We start from the raw sequence: 18638 nt of genomic DNA, 5'->3' as shown, positions 1-18638 counted from the left end.
TTTAGATTAAAAGAATTTTACGGTATTATTTATTTTGTAAAAGAAAAAGCAACTGCTTTTTGATGTCTCCATACTTTAACATTATGTTCTTTAGCATTTAAACGGCTCATCGTTCTTACAAAAGATTTCTCATCCGCTATTTTTTCTGAATTTAATTCTATCACAACATCATCCACTTTAAATCCCATTTTAGCCAATTTACTATTCTTAGGAACAGAAACCAGTAACACTCCATAAGTGTCAAACATTCCTGTTGCAGAAAGTTCTGCTTCCGTTTCTAGTGTTTTAAATTTAGCTCCCATGAACCCTTTCAACTTTGACTTCACAAATACATTAGAGGCTATTTCTTTAGGTGCAAGAATTTTAGGTTTCATTGCCAAGTTTTTCAATTTATCAGAAGTAACACCAAAACCAGACATCGGAAAGTTTTTAAATCCAAGACTTAATGCTGCTGATTTATTTGAGACGGTAAAGTCGCCATGTTGAGGTTTTCCTGCAAAAAGAACATTACCATACAAACTTTCAGCATCGTCCTGTGTTTGTTCTTGTGCACCATAAGCAGGTACCACTTTTTTAGAATCAGGATTGTGAACGAAATTAAAATTTCTAGTTCCTCCCCAAAGCGTTGGGTTACTAGATTTGTACACTGTTCCGCCCCATAGAATATTTCTTTCAAAAATATCATTTGTTGGTTTTGGGTAGGGTACATTACAGGTGTATCCTCTGCCTAAAATTACATTATTTGTAACCGTACGATGATATCCTTCACGTGTTTTAATACCTCCAGATAGACTTATATTATTGTAGATCTCATAATTGGTAGATCCATCATCCAAATCAATATCCCAACCATGATCACATTGCATTCTATTGTTACGAATAATAGTGGTCTGATAAGCATCCCACAAAGGAGCATTTGGATACTTTTCTATATAATAACTAATCATTGCTTTTCCATTCTCATCTCTAAAGTCAGGTCCAGAAGGTCCAGCTCTAAACCAATAACGATCTCTTCCCCAAGAATTAAAAGCGCCATGATCGTGAGTCTCTAAAACCGTTTCAAAACAATCGTTCCATTCTATGATATGACCTCCCCAAGTTCCATCACAAATATTAATGGCAGCTCTTGGTGTGTGACTAATAGTGTTATGACGAAGTGTAATTCTTGATGACATAGAAATATTAATTCCTGAGGCTTGTTTTTCAAAACGACCACAAAGCATCATTAAATTATTTTCAACGATACAATCTGCTGGATATTCCTCAGATTTTGGTCCAATAGTAGTATCTATTACATCTAATGCTGGAGGAAGATGTTGAAAACTAAATGAAGGATCACGAACAGCAGCAAAGGAACCAACAAAGTTTACATCCGTAGAACCATTATTTTGAAAAATATTTTCTTTTATCTGAATGTTACGGCTATAGCTATCAACAAATACTGCATTTCCTCCCAATTCTTTAAAAGAACAATGATCGATGACAATATTTTCCGTTCCTCTCATATGAATGGCTCCACCACGGTATACACACCAATCACTTCTTAGTAAAGGCTCAATGGTTTCTCTTAAAGTTCTTTTAGTACCTGTAAAATGAATCCCAGTAATATGAACGTTTTTAACAGCTTTGGTTGTTTCGTAATTTTTAACAACGGTCTCTTTTTGTGCATTACCACTTTTGCGAATAACCATTTCTGCAACAGGTAGTTTATGATCTCCATAAACTTCAATAAGGTGTTTAATTTGAAGTACAGCTTCAATTTTTGTGTTGTTAAGGTTTGTATTGGCTTCTGGCATATAATACAACCAACCGTCTTTAGTATTATGATACCATTCCCCAGTAACATCTAATTCTTCAAAAACGTTTTCTATCATTCGATACCCTTTGTGAGGTGGAGCAGATCGGTTGTTTTGCCAACCCCCTTCGTACACCAATTCGCCTTTATTGTTTTTACCAGTCACAAAATAATGTTGACTTCCCCATAAACCTCTGTGCATACCGTTTAAAATTGCTCCGGTAGGATCTTTCCATTCAGCTGCTTTTTTAGCATCCCAAGCATCTGGAGCTGCTCCTGAAAAAGGAACTGTTCCTGCTTTTTTTCCACGTACAGAAGGATCTCCATCTGTAGGTATAAAACCAGCATTAAAATTAGGATATCGTGCCATGTGTTGTCTTTTCTGATCTACAAAAAGTTGATCAATTGCATTTAAATCTCCCACATTGGTACGATAAATACCATCTTTAAATTCTTCCCATTTAGAGGTAATTAATTGTGCTCCTGTAATAACTACGTTTTCATTTTTAGCTGCCGAATAAACAACAGGAAATTGTTCACTACCACTATCTGCTGTGGTAATTTGTAAAGGCGTTATTAATCTATAAACTCCCTCATGTATAACAATGTTACATGCTTCTTTTCCTAAAAGTCCACTAGCTCTTAATTTAGCTTGTGCTGCTTTTATAGTTAACAAAGGTTTAGACTCTGTTCCATCATTGGCATCCGATCCATTGGTTGCGACATGAATGTCTAGTGCATATAATGGTACAATGCACAGTACTAACAATAAGGTAATTATTTTTTTCATTAGTTTATATATTAATTTTTCATTCTTATTTTAAGCAGTAATTTATTTTGCTACATCTTCTGCATATATATTTACTTCTCTATCATTTTGTTGAAGTTTTCCAGGAGTACTTCTTCCTTTATCTACATAAGATTGAAGTAATTTTGTCAATTCTTCTACTTTTTCAGGGTATTTATCATATAGATTGGTAGTCTCTGCGATGTCATTAGACAAATCAAATAACTGTAAACTAGGAGATCCTTCTGGGGTTTTACCAGCTCTTGGCGTACTCCAACCACCAGATCCAGGACAAAGCGCTAATTTCCAATTTCCTTTTCTGATAGAAAAAGAACCATTAATACTATGACTAATGATGTCTTTTCTATTAGTTTTTGTTGGATTTTTTAACGTTGGTAAAAAGGAAATAGCATCTACACCTGATGTTTCATCTAATTCTATCCCTGTAATATCAGAACAAGTAGCTATAAAGTCAGTCATACATGTTAATCTATCTGTTTGCGTTCCTGCTTCTATAACTTCTGGCCAACGAATGATAAAAGGAACTCTATGTCCTCCTTCATAAATATCTGCTTTATTTCCTCTTAAATTTCCACTAGGTGAGTGTCCTTTCTTTTTTAAAGCAGGAATTTTTGCAGCAGGAGAACATCCATTATCCGTAGAAAATAAAACAATGGTGTTTTCTGTTAAATGATGTTTGTCAAGTGCTTTTAATACTTCTCCTACAACCCAATCTGTTTCCATTAAAAAATCACCATAAGGTCCTAATTCCGATTTTCCTCTCCATTTTTCACTAGGTACAATAGGCGTGTGGGGAGAGGTTAGAGGTAAGTATAAAAAGAAAGGTTCTTTTTCTCCAGCTCTCTCATTTATATAATCAACAGATTTTTCTGCAAAAACTTGTAAACATTCACCTGATTTAAAACTTGGAGCAGAAGGTCCTTTTCTAGAACGTATCTTAGGATCATTCATAACCGAAGGAAGTTCTGTCACCTTTTCATTTTCAATATAAACATACGGAGGCATATCTAAAGAAGCTGCTATTCCATAGAAGTAATCAAAACCATTACTTGTTGGCGTTATAGCTGGTTTCGTATAATCGATATCCCATCCGCCACCAATTTGCCATTTCTCTTTTTTGTAATTAGGTAACAATTCCCAACCAATACCTAAGTGCCATTTGCCAACCATAGCTGTGTGATAGTCAGCTTGCTTTAACAAACTAGCTACAGTAGTTTCTCTTTTTTTAAGCAACGGTTTCGCAGTCGGTTTATGGATAACCCCTTTAGATAAAGTTGTTCGCCAATTGTAACGTCCTGTTAAAAGTGAATAACGAGATGGTGTACAAACAGAAGATGACGTATGCGCATCCGTAAAACGAATGCCTTCTGCAGCCATACGATCTATGTTTGGTGTTGCAGCTTTCCCTGTAGTATGAGAAACATCACCTATCCCCATATCATCGGCATAAATAAAAATGATATTAGGACGACTTGTGTCAGCCTTTTTTTGTGCCAGTAAATTTTGACTCAAAATTAAAAAAACAACTGCAATTATAGATTTGTACATTTTTAATAAGATTATAATGTTAAGGTAAAATTATTATTTATCATTAATATAGGCTTACTCTAATCCTTCTTTTTGTTGCTCTTATTGAATAGAGATAAATATCCATACTTGATGATAAGAATTCTTATTATATATGCTTATTGACTTATAGTGAGTTGTTTAACTTTTAGGCTTATCAACTAAATGTTAGCGAAATGTTGCATTAGAGAAAAGTATTTGAATGATTAGAGTAAAGGTTTCTTTAGTGTATAGGATATATTTGTATTACATTTAATCAAGCTAATAAATTTAAGACTGATTAAAAACCTTAATTTACAATGTTTCCTATGAAGTTAAAAGTTTTATTTCTTTGTATTTTTATTTTATTTTCAATTCCGTTTTCTTCTCAAGAAAAACAAGTTGATTTTAAAGTTGATTTCGAATCATTTTTATCTAAGCATGACATGCTTTGGGATATTGTACCAGATAAATGGCAAACCGCTCCTTATTCAGGTAATGGAAATATTGGTTTTTTATTTTATCAAGCACAAGAATCAGAAAAAAATGTCATCTCATTACATATTGGACGCCATGATTATTACGATCATAGAGAAGCCAAAACAAAAGCCGATGAAATGCTTTGGATCAAAAGAAGCAGATTACCATTAGGTCATTTTAAATTAACATCTAAAGGAAAAATAACAGGTGTTGACATGCGTTTGGATTTGTGGAATGCAGAATTAACAGGTACTATTAAAACCTCTAAAGGAAGTTATAAAATTAAAGGTTTTACGCATAGTACAAATGATAATATCTATTTTGAAACCGATACAAAAGATGAAGATATAAAAATTACTTGGCACGCAGAAGATCCTATTCCACCAGTTTATGAAGTCTTAAAAAGTGGCGGAGGTCCAAAAGGTGGTACTTGGGATAAAATGAGAGCGGTAACTTTAGAGATGGCTCCAAAACCAACATTTAGCGAGAAAAACGGCTACAATTTTTGTTATCAACCTTTATTTAATCATAGAGGAGAAACCACTACAGGTTATAAAATTACAGGAAATCCTTCTGGAAAACAACAATTAATAACGAGCGTTCATCATAGTTATCCAGAACGAAATTCGCTAGAGATTGTTACTGAAAATTTAGAAGTAGGAGAGGAGCTTATTAAAAAAAATAGCTTTATTTCATCACATAAAAAATGGTGGCATAACTATTATCCGTTGAGTTTTTTAACCATTAATGATGCAGAAAAAGAATCTTTCTATTGGATACAAATGTATAAGTTAGGTTCTGCTTCTAGAGGAAATGGACCCATTTTAGATCTGATGGGACCTTGGTATAATAGAACTTTTTGGCCAATGGTTTGGGGAGATTTAAATGTACAACTCATCTATTGGACGCATTTAACAGCCAATAGAATGTCTATTGGAGAATCTTTACCCAATAACATTGATAAATATGCAAAAAACCTAGAAAACAATGTACCTGCAAGTTGGAAAAACAGTGCTGCCGTTGCTGCTTTAATGCCGCAAGATCTTATTGCTTTCAACGGAGCAAAAGTACCAGATATGTTAGCATGGATCTTAAACGATTATTGGTTGCATTGCCAATTTGCTGGTGATGATATTCGAATGCGAGATAAATTATTCCCTATTTTAAAAAAGACGGTGAATAGTTATTTAAATTATATAAAAGACAATCCTGTTGATGCCAAAGATGGAAAAATTCATATTAAATATAGTTGGTCTCCAGAGTACAAACCAGGTCGTGGGCAAGACATTAATTTTACGTTGGCATTAATTCGTTGGAGTTGTCAAACATTAATCGATATTGATGAAAAGCATCAAATAAATGATCCTCTTAAAAAAGATTGGGAGTATTTACTAACTAATTTGGTTGATTTTCAAATTGATGAAAACGGATTGATGATAGGAAAAGATAGACCTTTTGCAAATCCGCATAGGCATTATTCACATTTATTAGCCTTTTATCCTTTAATGGTAATTACACCAGAAAAAGAAGCCGATAAAAAACTATTACGCACTTCATTAGACCATTGGTTAGATGTTACTTTTAATAGTGGTAAAAAAATTAAAGCCATGCCTGTAACTGGTTATACAGCTACTGGAGCTTCATCTATGTACGCTAATTTAGGAGACGCAGAAAAAGCTTATTATTATCTTGATTTTTTAATCAAACATAAAAACATTTCATCTACAACCATGTATTCCGAAGGAAAAATTAACCCTGTTATTGAAAGTCCGCTATCTTTTGCAACAAGTTTACATGATATGATGCTTCAAAGTTGGGGTGGAAAAATAAATGTATTTCCTGCAAGTCCTAAAAAATGGAAAGATGTTGCTTTTCACAACTTAAGAACACAAGGCGCATTTTTGGTGAGTGCTAAAAAAATAGAAGGAACTACCGAATTTGTATCTATAAAAAGTTTAAAAGGAAACGAATGTAACGTTCAGGTTGATTTTAAAAATCCGAATTTTTATATCAATGGCAAATGTGTTTCCATAAAACAAAATGCAAATGGTTCGTATCCTATAAATTTAAAGAAAAATGAATCGGTAATAATTACTGCCAAAACTTTAAATAAAACCGATTTAAGTATTAAAGAGTTACCAAAATCTAAAAAAGAGCAGAACCTTTTTGGGTATGGTAACAAAACAAAAAGATTACCTGGTCATACATATTACAGTTCTTATTAAAATTAATTATGAAAACAATTTTATATCATCTATTTATTATTTCTTCTTTTTTATCATGCACTGCAGTTACTCAAACTTTACAAGCGCAAGAGAAGAAACCGAATGTTATTTTTATCTTTTCTGATGATCAAAGATTCAATTCTTTGAGTATGACTGGAGATCCTATTATTCAAACTCCAAATATTGATGAATTAGCTAAAGAAGGAGTCTTTTTTAACAATGCTTATATTACTAGCCCTATTTGTGGCCCAAGTAGAGCAAATATATTTACAGGACAATGGGAACGAAGAAATAAAATTGGCTTTACTAATGTTTCTAAAAATCTTATTTCTGAAACTACCTATAAAAATAGCTGGCAAGCACAATTAAAAAAAGCAGGATACTCAACCGCTTTTATAGGAAAACATCACACAAAAATAGGAGATAGAAATGATACGCCTTTAAGAAAAGATGTAGATTTTTGTTACTATGGTAATGGTCATTTAGGGTTTTATCCAGCAAAAAAACACAAACAGTTTGCAAACCTTAAAAACGAAACACAAGTTGAAGGAATGTTAGAGGCAACTAAGGCTTTTTTAACACAAGGAGATGCTTATGATTACTTTTATAAAAATGCTGATGCCTCCATTAAAAATCAAATTAAGAAAAGAGACCCTAACAAACCTTTTTCTGCATGGATTAATTTAAATCTACCTCATGCTTCTAGTATTGGCGGAATGGGTTCACATGAAACAGACCCAGAATATTACAAAACAGGATATGATGATGTAAAAGATAAAATTGAATTACCAGAAGGGTATCCTCAAAACATTAGTTTGCCAGAAGATGTTTATGCCACCAAAGATTTAATGAAATATTACATAACATCTAAAAAGGGTAAATTACTAAATGAGAAACTAAAAATGACCAGAGCAATTCATGCTATAGATATCATGATAGGAAATTTACGTTCATTTTTAAAGGAAATTGGCGAAGCGGATAATACCGTTATTGTATTTTGTTCAGACAATGGTTTGTTTTTAGGCGAACACGGATTAGGTGGTAAAACTATTTTGTACGATGAATCTGTACACGTTCCTATGATTGTGTATTCTCCTTTTTTTACTGATAAAACACAAGGAAAAGTAATAGATGATTTGGTGGTTGGTCAAGATATTCCTGCTACACTTTTAGAAATGTGTGGTGTAAATATCCCTGCATCTTATCAAGGAGCAAGTGTGCTTCCTTTGATAGAAAAGAAGAATGTAAAATGGAGAGATGACATCTTTTTAGAAAACTTATTTACAGATCAAGGATATCCAAGACAAGAAGGCGTACGAAGTAAACAATATAAATACATTCGTTCTTTTAGTAAATTAAATGACCGAAATAAATATGTTCCAAACCAATCTTCAAACTCAAATGAACAACCTATTTACGAGGAATTATTCGATATTATAAAAGACCCAAAAGAAGAAAATAATTTAGTAGGTAATAAAGACTACATCAAAGTTTTAAATGAATACAGAGAACGGTGTAAAACTTTGGTGTCTGAACTAAATTAGTTTTATAATTAAGTAATTATCATCATGAAAAAAGTATTTCTATTAGTAATGGCTTGTTTAGTTACATCAAGCAGTTTTGCACAAGAAAGACCAAAAAAGCCAAATGTAGTATTAATTTTAACCGATGATTTAGGTTGGCAAGATGTAAAGTGTTACGATATTGACGAGCCTTCGCCATTCGAAACACCAAATATTGATAAATTAGCTACAGAGGGCGTTCTTTTTTGGCAAGGTTATTCTGCTGCAACTGTTTGTTCTCCTTCTAGAGGAGCTATTTTATCAGGAAAACATCCTGTTCGTCTAGAAAGAACTAGCGTTAGAGGAGGTCATCCACCATTGCCTTTTAATTATGGATCTTTATTAATAAGTCCTTGGATGAGAGGTGCTTTAGATACATCAGAAGTTACTATTGCCGAATCTCTTAAAACCAATGGTTACAAAACAGGGCATTCTGGTAAATGGCATGTAGGTATTGCAGTAACAGACTATCCAGAACCGAAAGATCAAGGTTTTGATTTCTCAAAGCATGGTTTTGGATCTCATAAAAGAATGAAAGACCGCACAAAAGGGTTCTCAACTGCCGACAAATCTGATCCATTTTATTTAGACGAAGCAGGTTTTCCTTTTGATGATATCACTCAAGATGGAATTGATTTTATGGATGGAAACCAAAAAGATCCATTTTTTCTTTTTTATGCTTCTCGTTTAGTGCATACACCAATTCATACAAGAAGTGAAGCTTTATTAAAAAAATACTACCAGAAATTAGGCATAGATTATCCTAAAGAAAAGGATCTTTGGGAAGAAAAAGGACAAAGAAATGCATATTATGCTGCCATGGTAGAAACGATTGACCATTATACAGGTTTATTGATTAAGTACCTTGAACAAACTGAAGACCCAAGATGGCCTGGACATATGTTAATTGAAAATACGTATGTGGTTTTTACTTCTGATAATGGAGGTATGGAGCAACATACTGGTGAAATTATTACAGACAACTATCCGTTAGATAAAGGAAAAATTAATGCTAAAGAAGGAGGTACCAGAGTTCCTTTTATTGTAAAAGGCCCAACAATTTCTTCAAATATAGAATCTAACGTAATGGTAAATGGTCTTGACCTTTATCCTACAATATTGAGTTGGACAGGAACCCAAAAAGAAGACAATCAAATATTAGATGGTGCCGATTTATCAACATTATTAGATAAAGACCCAACGGATTCAAAATTAGTTTTAGATCCAGAAACTGGTAAAGCTAGAAATACTATGATGTGGCACTTTCCAAACAGTTCTATGCAATCTACTTTGCGTGTTGATGGTTTTAAATTGGTACGAGAATATGTTGCTACTGAAGAAAAAACGGAGTTAGCTTTGTATGAATTGTATAAAAATGAATCTGAACGTGTAGATATTGAAGAGGCTAAAAATCTTGCAAAAAAAATGCCAGAGAAAGCCAAAGAAATGAATCGTCTTTTAGAAGAACGATTAGAAAAACTAAATGCTAGATATCCTTATTTAAACCCAACCAGTAAAGCAGATTTACCAAACAAAGCAAAAGTACCTACGGTTGTTACACATGGTATAGACGGACAAAATGTTTGGTTAGAATACAAAACCAATGGAGCCAAAGTTGTAAAAGCAGAGTTAATATACACAAAAAACGGAGGTATACCAGGAGAAATTTGGTTTCCTATTACCATGAAGCTTACTGGTAATAAAGTTTGCGTAAAATTACCTAAAGGTACCACACATTATGTCTTTAATTTGGTTGGCGAAAACAATTTTTTAATTAGTTATCCAGATGCCGGTTACCAAAAAACCACAAAAATATTTGCAACGAAAGCAATACAAGTTAAATAATATATTTAACTCATCTTTATATTACCTGAAAGGATTCCGTATTGGATAGTCCTATTAAATATATTCGTTCATTTAGTAAAGAAAACGACTGAAATAAATATGTTCCTAATCAATCTTCAAACAATAACGAACAACCTATTTAAGAGGAATTATTCAATATTAATAAAGACCTAAAAGGACAAAATAATTTAGCAGGGGATAAAAACTATATCAAAGTTTTAAACGAATACAGACAAAAGTGTAAAACATTAGTATCAGAATTAAATTTTCACCTACAATTATATACCTCATGAAAAAACTGTTATTTATAGTATTAGTCGGAATTGGAACGCTCCTTTTGGTAAGTATGATTTCTAAAAATCACACAACTGACAATTCTATCAATAAAGAAATAGTTAAAAATAATAAAACTACGGATTCAAAGCTTAGAGTTTATTACATAAGACATGCAGAAGGTGGACACAATGTTAAAAAAGAATGGAGCATATATCCTGAGAGTGAATGGCCTTCTTATGTAGGAAATCACTTAGCCTTTACCCCAAAAGGAATTATGCAACAATCAAGAGTACCTAATAAGTTAAACCGATTTCATTTTGATTTTGTTGCCGTAAGTCCTGCATGGCGATGTAAAAACACGTTGTTACCGTATCTAGAAAAGTCTAAAATAAAAGGAGAGATTTGGCCAGAACTTGCAGAAATTTATGCCACAAAACTTATCATTTCTCCGGATTTACCAAAATATGTATCAAAAGAGAAAATTCTTGGTGCTGGAGATGCTATAACTTTATTAGCAGGAGAAGAACCTTATTTCACATTGCGAAATGATGGTTTGAATGAATTTAAAAAAGCTCGTTTTCCTAGAGATCATTCAGAGAGCGCAAAAGAAAACGCAATGGCTAAGGTTATTATTGATAGGGTTTTGAAATTAATTGATGATCGCAGTTATTCTTATAAAACGATTCTTTTATCCGGACATGGAAGCAGTGGAAAAGCGATTTTAAGATTGCTTACTAATGACCCTTTAAATGGTTTTCCTCCAATTACAAATACAGGTGTTTGGATGGTAGAACAACAAGATAATGGAACTTTTAAATTAAAAATGTTCAACGATGTTCCACTTCAGTAATAAAATAGCTTTGATAAACTGTTTTGATGACATTACCAACCTCACAAAAATAAAATGATACAACCTAAGTCTTTTGTATCCTTTATTAAGTAAAATTTATGATCGTTTACAACAATAATTTGGTGAGTTAGAGAAAATGTATTTGAGTAATAATAGATATTTTTACAGTGTACTAAACATTGAAAACGATGTTTTTAATTTAATTAACCAACCTTATCACTAACCTTATGATCAAAAAAATTACGTTTTTAATAGTATTTCTTTTCACTGTACAAGTTTCTAACGCACAATTTTTGTGGTTGGAAGATGAAACAAATACGCGTAAAATTGAGTTTACAGCCGAAGAAGATGTACCCACAAATTTAACAGGAAACTTTCCAAACCCTCATACTTTAGGTATTAATACACATACTATTGTCTCTAAATACAATAGACCTGAAGGGACCAATGATTTTTTATCTTTTAACTTGTTCAATTATGTAACAGATTTAACCGATTATACAGTTACACTAAAAGCATATCTTGACATCCCTACTGATGAGCTAACTACAAACAACTCAAAACTTAGAGTGTTTTTTCAAAGTTCTGATGCAGGAGGACGTGTTTATGAGCAATTGAAATTCACAGTTGGGCAAGAATGGGAAACTTTTACCTTTCATTTTCAAGATGTTGCTATTCCACAGAATGTACTAGATGTTGGAGGGTATGACCTTATGATAATTGGTTTAGCCAATGGTAGTATAGAAGAACCAGCTATGAGTTATTATTTTGATGAAATATATGGCTCAACAGATCAAACTGCAACAACAGTAGATCATCCAGCGGCGTGGTTAGCAGGTTCATGGGGAGGTACATTTCCTGTTTTTGGTGGAGAAAGATTAGATACAGAAATAGCAACAGGACATGACCCAATAGGAGGTGTAAATGAGCTAGTAACAGAACTTCCTGCTCTAGGACATGTGATTACAAATCTTTCTTATTTTGCACATTCACATTATTTTAACGTAAGAGATAATACCAATGTAGATGTTGCTTCTGAAATACACGAAAGTTTAGTTCCTAGTGCTGAGAATCAAGAAATAATGCTTGAAGTTTTACAAACACTAAAAAATTCTGGGAAGAAGATTATTTTGTACATTTCTACAAATTATTTAGACAGAGCAAGTGATGAAACACAAGCTGCTTGGGTAAATTATTACACAACAAAGTTTGATGGAAATGAATATTTAGCTTACAAAAATTTAGTCCAAGGGTTTATTCCTGCAGTAGCAGAATATGCCGATGGATATTGGTTCGATACTACAACTTCGCTTCGAGACGATGGACATTTAGAAGATTTTGTTCAAATGTTTAAAGATGCTGATCCTGGAGCGGCTATGTCTGTTTCTGAGTTTGGGCATTTACATTATATAGAAGGAGAACCAGTTATGGTTGATTCTGATGGAATTGATGATGAAGACGATAGAGACTATAATGTATCAAACTTTAGAGGAAATAACTCTTATTCAGATTTTACAAGAGGACATGTATCTGCACTAGGTGGTGGTGCTCCTCCAAATTCATGGGGATATGAAGAGTATACTTTACCCGCTATGGTTGGTAATCCTTGGTCAGTCTATGAAAAAAAACAAGTACTAAAACATGTATGGTTTCCTATTAGAGACAAATGGCATGTTTCTAGTGCAAATTTAATATTCGGGATAGAAGATGCGTACAGGTTTTCTAAAATTCTTATAGATGCTAAAGCTGGTGTTACTTTTGCTAATACGATATCTAATAATAATGGTGTTGATGCTGGACATATTAAGGACGACGAAATGGTAATTATGAAAACAATTAATGACAGACTTTTATCTAATCCTGTGCCGGATTATGAACCTTATGTAAGACCTGAAGGGGCTTATCTTGTTGGAGAAATCGACAATACTCTTTCATCAACTGATGATTTTATAAATCCAACATCCAATCCATTTCAAATTAACTTGTATCCCAATCCTGTGGTTGATGCGTTAACCATTACAAAGACTGCAACAGGTATCTCAAGCATAATTGTTGTGTCTGTTACAGGAACAAAAGTATTAGAAAAGTTATGGGATGATGGAGCTTTATCAACACAATTAGATTTGTCTACATTAAAATCAGGAATGTATTTTGTTAAACTTACTAACAGTAATAATCAAAGTTTAACACGAAAAATAATAATAACAAAATAAGCTGCTCAAACAGTATCGAATAATTATTTTACACATTAAAAGGTAATCATAGCGTAAATAATTGATTGTTTAGAGCAAATTGAATATCGTAGAGCCCTTTATTTTTGTATCAACTATAAAAAAACTAAATAATGAAAAACTCAATTTTATATTTCTTTTTGTTGATCTCATTTTTTTCTCTTAAAGGGCAAGAATTAGTGAAGCCTAATATTGTTTTTATTTACGCAGATGACCTTGGTTGGCAAGATACTCAGTTAAATGATGTTGGTGCTGTTGTACCTTGGGAAACCCCTAATATGTTGTCATTGGCAGAAAGTGGTGCTAATTTTTCACAAGCTTATGCTTCAGCACCAACTTGTGCACCATCAAGAGGGGGTACAATGAGTGGTAGAATGCCTCTTAAAACTAAAATGACCCATGTAGCTGGAGGGCAAATACCTAATGTTAAATCTTCAAATAAAACGATAGAGTCGTATTATCCTGGTAGATTACAGCTAGATGAAGTTACCATGGCTGAAGCATTAAGTCCTTTAGGGTATATATCTGGTCATATTGGCAAATGGCATATGGCAGCTAACCATAATATTTATCCGGAAGCTGTAGATCAAGGGTTTAATTATCAAGATACTGATAGAGGAATTACTAGAAGTATGGGAGACAGATCTGTAGACTTTGCTACTGATGCAGAAGATGATCCTTATCGATTAGATGAAGATGGCAGACCTTATGATGCGGTAACAGAATTAGCATTGGGTTTTATGGATGATAACAAAGAAGAACCCTTTTTTCTATACATGGCGCACTGGTTGGTTCATTCTCCTATACAAACAAGAGATTTAGCATTACTAGAATATTATTGTGATAAATTAGGAATTCCTGTTCCAACAACAGATGCAAATATTACGACTCCAGGCCAAACAAATCCATATTATGGAGCGATGATTGCTAGTTTAGATTGGAGTTTAGGGAGAGTAGTAGATTATTTAAAAGAAACAGATGATCCAAGAAATCCTGGGAAAAAATTATTTGAAACTACCTATATTATATTTGCGTCAGATAATGGAGGGGCAGAAAATCATGGGTCAGAAATTATTACAGATAACTTTCCTTTAGATTTAGGGAAAACACACACCAAAGAAGGCGGTTTGCGTACTCCATTTGTTATAACAGGACCTGGTATTGTAGAAAATAAAGTATATGATAACATAGTTTCTCATTTAGATTTTTATCCTACAATTATGGAGGTTACTGGAGCAGATGCCGTTCTTGATGCAAATGTTCTGAACAATTTAGATGGTGTAAGTTTATTTCCTTTTTTAAGTGGAACTGAAACAGAAATAAAAAATAGCGACGATACTGAAAGAACAGATCTTTTTTGGCATTACCCACATGGACAAGATGAAAGAGCATCTTCAGCTATTAGAAGTGGAAATTATAAATTGTATAAAATCTATGATAAAGGAGGTTATTATAAAGCCTTCAAATTATATAATGACGATGGGTCTGATAATGATATAGAGGAGATATATGATGTGATAGATACGATGGATGCATCTCTTAAAAATGAAATTATTTTAAAGCTAGAGACTCTTTTATCTGAAAATGACGTAAGAATTCCTCAGTTTAATCCAGACTATAATGGTGATCCATTAGATAATCAAGATATTGTTCCATCTGTTGTTTCAACAGTTTTTGATCAGGATACAGGTGTAGCCACAGCAACACTAACTGCTAATGCAGGAGATGCTATTATTGAAACCGCTTATTTACTTTATAGAATAGAAGAAGCAGATTCAAAAGAAATAGAATGGTTTGAAATTTCAGCAACTATAAATGGCAATGTGATTACTGCTGAAGTACCAGAAGTAGCTACAGGAGTTATATTTACCCTAACTGATGAAAATAATTTTATGGTTTTGTCGGAAGAACTATCAATATTTAATCCTCATAAGATAACACTTGCTAATTCTATTGGAGAACAACCTTTTAAAGTAGTAGATGAGTATGCAGAGTTAATTGGGAATATAACTATAGGCGGTACAGCTTATTTACAAGCAAGGACTGTAGAAGGAGGAGATGGAGCTAAATTTTATGTAAAAGCTCCTGCTGATGTTGCATCTATAACTTGTGATAAAATTACATTAGGAATCATATCTCAAACAGGAGATACTGTAAATGTTGATCTCATTATTGATGGAGAAACACAAAGTTTTACCTATACAAGTACAAACAATAATACTCCAGAATTATTCGAATTTGATACTCCTGTTACTTTTACACAGTCAGCTAAAGAAATTCAGGTGATAACAACCTCACTTTCTAATTCAGAAGGATTAGCACCAAGAGTGAGATTTGTAGATCTCTTCTTTAATGTTTTAGGAGCTACAGAACCACTTCATGAAATAACGCTGAATAATTCTGAGTTAGAACAAACGTTTACGGCTGTAGATAATTATTCAGAATTGATTGGTGGTACAGCTGCTGGAAGTGGAATTTATTTACAAATGAGAACAGAAATTGACCCAGCAGATAATCTTGAAGGAGATGGAGCTAAATTTCTTGTGAAATCTACAGAAGGTTATCAAAGTATATTAAATAAAGTAACGTTTGCCGCGAAATCACAAAAAAATGATATTGTAGACGTTGCAATTACCATTAATGGCGAGACGCAACAGCAAGCTACTTATACTAGTGGTGGGAATAATGAAGGTAATAATTTTGAGTTTGTATTTAATACTCCACTTACGTTAGCAGACGATGAGGCTACAGAAATAAAATTTGTAACAACAGGTCTTTCTAATTCAGGAGAGGATGTTGTAGGACGATTAAGACTTCAAGATATAATACTTCATGTTTCTGAGTTTACTTTAGGAATTGATGATATTAATAAGGAAAGTAATGAAAGGTTAAGCCTATATCCTAATCCAGTAAAAAATACTTTTAGCCTTACAAAGGAAGTAGCATCAGGTATTTTGTACAATGTGTATGGAGCAATAGCGTACAAATTCGAAAATGCAAATAAAGGTATTGATATATCTAATTTAAAATCAGGTGTATATCTGCTAAAAGTTATATGTAAAGATGGTAACAGAAAACATATAAAATTATTAAAAGAATAAGTTTATTATAACCCAATTAAAGAACCCCTCTATAAATTAGTGGGGGTTCTTTTTATATTGGAAAATAATAACTATAACCCAATGATATTTAGACGAAAGGTAAGTTGTCTAAGTAGAATTTATCTCTAAGTACCGTATAAATATATTCTAAGAAACCTTTTTATGATCTAATGGGATATTGAAATAGAACGTCCATCACACGTAGATGTAAATGTTAAATCTATTACTGAATTGTAAATGTGATACTGTATTATACTGATATAGGTTGACCTTTTTTTAGGTTAATTTATACCGTTCAAAAGATTTTTTTAGCCGTTTAGAAGGCAAAAAATAATTTGAACTAGTTTTGTTTTCAAATTGTTAGTTCAGTCAAATTTACATTATTTCTTCGATATGATTTGTATTTGATGTTTGGATTTAAATGTACTTCAGCTGGCTTTCTTAATTCTAAGCTAAAAAGGGTTCTTAAATTGTTGTAAATATATACTGCTTGTTTTGTTACTTCTTGAGCAATGGCAGTGTTTTTAAAGCAATTTCTAAGTCCATATTCATATTTTAAAGTTCTATTAATTCGCTCTGCAATTGCGTTTTCATAAGGATCATATTGTTCTGTCATGCTCATCATTATGCCATTTTCTTCTGCAAATGCTGTGTATTTGGGGTTACAGTATTGAAAACCTCTGTCAGAATGATGTATTAATTTTTTATCAGGGTATTTTCTATTTTTAATAGCCATTTCTAGCGCTTCTGAACAAAGTGATGTCTTCATGTTGTTATCTAATTTATAGCCCATAATTTGTTTAGAATATGCATCTGTAACGATTGCTAGGTAATTGTGTCCATTGTCTGTTTTAATGTATGTTATATCGCTTACCCATAGTTGTTCTGGTCGAGTAGGAACTTGGTCTTTAATTAGGTTTTTATATTTTCTAAATTGATGATTAGAATTTGTTGTTGTTACATAGTTTTTAAGCTTAGGAACAAGTAAATTATGAAGCCTTAACACATCGTACAACTTGTCTCTACCGATTTTAATACCTTGTTTTATAAAGTCTTGTTTAAGTTCATCATATAACTTAATTCCGCCAGTTCTCATACCAACTAATTTTCGATATTCTTGTATCATTGCGATGACTTTTTCATCGTTTAGTCGTTTGTTTTCTTGGGTTTTGAGTCTTTTGTAGAAGGCTTGTTTACTAATCCCAAAACACTCATAGAACCATTTTCTTTTAAACGGTTTTTCTTTTTTAGTTCTATCTCTTTCGCTAATGTTTTGGGCAACGACTTTTTTGACAAATCGACTCCAGTAATGATTTCCATGTCAGCAATAATATCTTGTTGAAATTCCTTTACAAACTCCAATTCTTCAATACGTTCCTTTAGTTTTTTAATCTCATCTAATTTACTCATACCTGTATTTTGTTGGACTAAAGTACTATATTTTTTGATCCAATACCCAATTGTAGTTCTAGGAACATCATATTTTTTGGAAGCAAAGTTTGTGGAAATCTGTCCATTCTGAATTTGGTCAACGACGAATAATTTGAGTTCTAAAGTTGCTTTTTCGTACGTTTTTTTTCGCCAGGGTTGTTTTTGAGCTTTCATAAGTGACTATAATTAAGTGTTTAATTTTTAGTCAACCTATTTCAGGAAAGTACATACCAAGTTTGTGCAACAACGGTTACGGATGCTGTTAAAGCTAAAACAATTGTAAGTAATTGTTTTTATGATATGAATATATTTTTACTTAATAATTTATTCATGTTTAGACTAAGAGGCTTGGGCTTATTTACGTTGTCCAATCTAAATCATACTCCTATCTATCAAACCCCTCCTCAAACCTTATGAAAACTATAGTAAATACAATTTACTTTTAAAAAATTAGCAGTTAACCAATTCCAGAATAAGTAGGAGGGAAAA

At 32.7% G+C, this 18638-nt stretch carries 10 protein-coding genes; 6 read left to right on the top strand and 4 right to left on the bottom strand.

Annotation, left to right across the window (positions count from 1 at the left end; translation table 11 throughout):
• Positions 1-29: 29 nt before the first annotated feature.
• Complete coding sequence (locus H0I27_RS14415; protein WP_218731315.1) at positions 30-2585, bottom strand: right-handed parallel beta-helix repeat-containing protein; 2556 nt, start codon at positions 2583-2585, stop codon at positions 30-32.
• Between the two features lie 42 nt (positions 2586-2627).
• A complete protein-coding gene (locus tag H0I27_RS14410; RefSeq protein ID WP_218731314.1) occupies positions 2628-4151 on the bottom strand; it encodes an arylsulfatase in 1524 nt (507 codons plus the stop codon).
• 326 nt (positions 4152-4477) lie between these two features.
• On the opposite strand from H0I27_RS14410, the gene H0I27_RS14405 reads away from it, so the two are divergent.
• The 6 genes from H0I27_RS14405 to H0I27_RS14380 all read left to right on the top strand — a co-directional run bounded on the left by H0I27_RS14405 (position 4478) and on the right by H0I27_RS14380 (position 16718).
• On the top strand, positions 4478-6853 hold the full coding sequence (locus H0I27_RS14405) for a glycoside hydrolase family 95-like protein (RefSeq protein ID WP_218731313.1): 2376 nt from the start codon (positions 4478-4480) through the stop codon (positions 6851-6853).
• A gap of 8 nt (positions 6854-6861) precedes the next feature.
• Positions 6862-8397 carry a sulfatase-like hydrolase/transferase gene (locus H0I27_RS14400; RefSeq protein WP_218731312.1) on the top strand — a complete coding sequence of 512 codons (1536 nt, stop codon included), beginning with the start codon at positions 6862-6864 and terminating at the stop codon, positions 8395-8397.
• A gap of 24 nt (positions 8398-8421) precedes the next feature.
• The gene (locus tag H0I27_RS14395; protein WP_218731311.1) at positions 8422-10260 is read left to right on the top strand and encodes a sulfatase; all 1839 of its coding nucleotides are present in this window, start codon (positions 8422-8424) and stop codon (positions 10258-10260) included.
• 289 nt (positions 10261-10549) lie between these two features.
• On the top strand, positions 10550-11386 hold the full coding sequence (locus H0I27_RS14390; protein WP_218731310.1) for a histidine phosphatase family protein: 837 nt from the start codon (positions 10550-10552) through the stop codon (positions 11384-11386).
• Between the two features lie 227 nt (positions 11387-11613).
• On the top strand, positions 11614-13599 hold the full coding sequence (locus tag H0I27_RS14385) for a T9SS type A sorting domain-containing protein (protein ID WP_218731309.1): 1986 nt from the start codon (positions 11614-11616) through the stop codon (positions 13597-13599).
• Positions 13600-13730: 131 nt separating this feature from the next.
• Positions 13731-16718, top strand: coding sequence for a sulfatase-like hydrolase/transferase (locus H0I27_RS14380; RefSeq protein ID WP_218731308.1), 2988 nt, complete (start codon positions 13731-13733; stop codon positions 16716-16718).
• Between the two features lie 352 nt (positions 16719-17070).
• Here H0I27_RS14380 and H0I27_RS14375 read toward each other — a convergent pair whose 3' ends face one another.
• Together H0I27_RS14375 and H0I27_RS14370 are read right to left on the bottom strand one after the other, a co-directional pair.
• Complete coding sequence (locus H0I27_RS14375; protein ID WP_254713172.1) at positions 17071-17919, bottom strand: IS3 family transposase; 849 nt, start codon at positions 17917-17919, stop codon at positions 17071-17073.
• Positions 17865-18323, bottom strand: coding sequence for a helix-turn-helix domain-containing protein (locus H0I27_RS14370; RefSeq protein WP_218761396.1), 459 nt, complete (start codon positions 18321-18323; stop codon positions 17865-17867). Before H0I27_RS14370 ends, H0I27_RS14375 begins: the two co-directional genes overlap by 55 nt.
• Positions 18324-18638: the final 315 nt, after the last annotated feature.

Source organism: Polaribacter sp. HaHaR_3_91, from assembly GCF_019278525.1.
Classification (GTDB): Bacteria; Bacteroidota; Bacteroidia; order Flavobacteriales; family Flavobacteriaceae; genus Polaribacter.
This window is presented reverse-complemented; position numbering and strand designations above follow the sequence as displayed.

Excerpts from the sequence above, each read along its gene's own strand:
- H0I27_RS14370 (WP_218761396.1), bottom strand. The coding sequence starts at position 18,323 with ATGAAAGCTCAAAAACAACCCTGGCGAAAAAAAACGTACGAAAAAGCA.
- H0I27_RS14410 (WP_218731314.1), bottom strand. The coding sequence starts at position 4,151 with ATGTACAAATCTATAATTGCAGTTGTTTTTTTAATTTTGAGTCAAAAT.
- H0I27_RS14385 (WP_218731309.1), top strand. The coding sequence starts at position 11,614 with ATGATCAAAAAAATTACGTTTTTAATAGTATTTCTTTTCACTGTACAA.
- H0I27_RS14380 (WP_218731308.1), top strand. The coding sequence starts at position 13,731 with ATGAAAAACTCAATTTTATATTTCTTTTTGTTGATCTCATTTTTTTCT.
- H0I27_RS14415 (WP_218731315.1), bottom strand. The coding sequence starts at position 2,585 with ATGAAAAAAATAATTACCTTATTGTTAGTACTGTGCATTGTACCATTA.
- H0I27_RS14400 (WP_218731312.1), top strand. The coding sequence starts at position 6,862 with ATGAAAACAATTTTATATCATCTATTTATTATTTCTTCTTTTTTATCA.
- H0I27_RS14405 (WP_218731313.1), top strand. The coding sequence starts at position 4,478 with ATGAAGTTAAAAGTTTTATTTCTTTGTATTTTTATTTTATTTTCAATT.
- H0I27_RS14395 (WP_218731311.1), top strand. The coding sequence starts at position 8,422 with ATGAAAAAAGTATTTCTATTAGTAATGGCTTGTTTAGTTACATCAAGC.
- H0I27_RS14390 (WP_218731310.1), top strand. The coding sequence starts at position 10,550 with ATGAAAAAACTGTTATTTATAGTATTAGTCGGAATTGGAACGCTCCTT.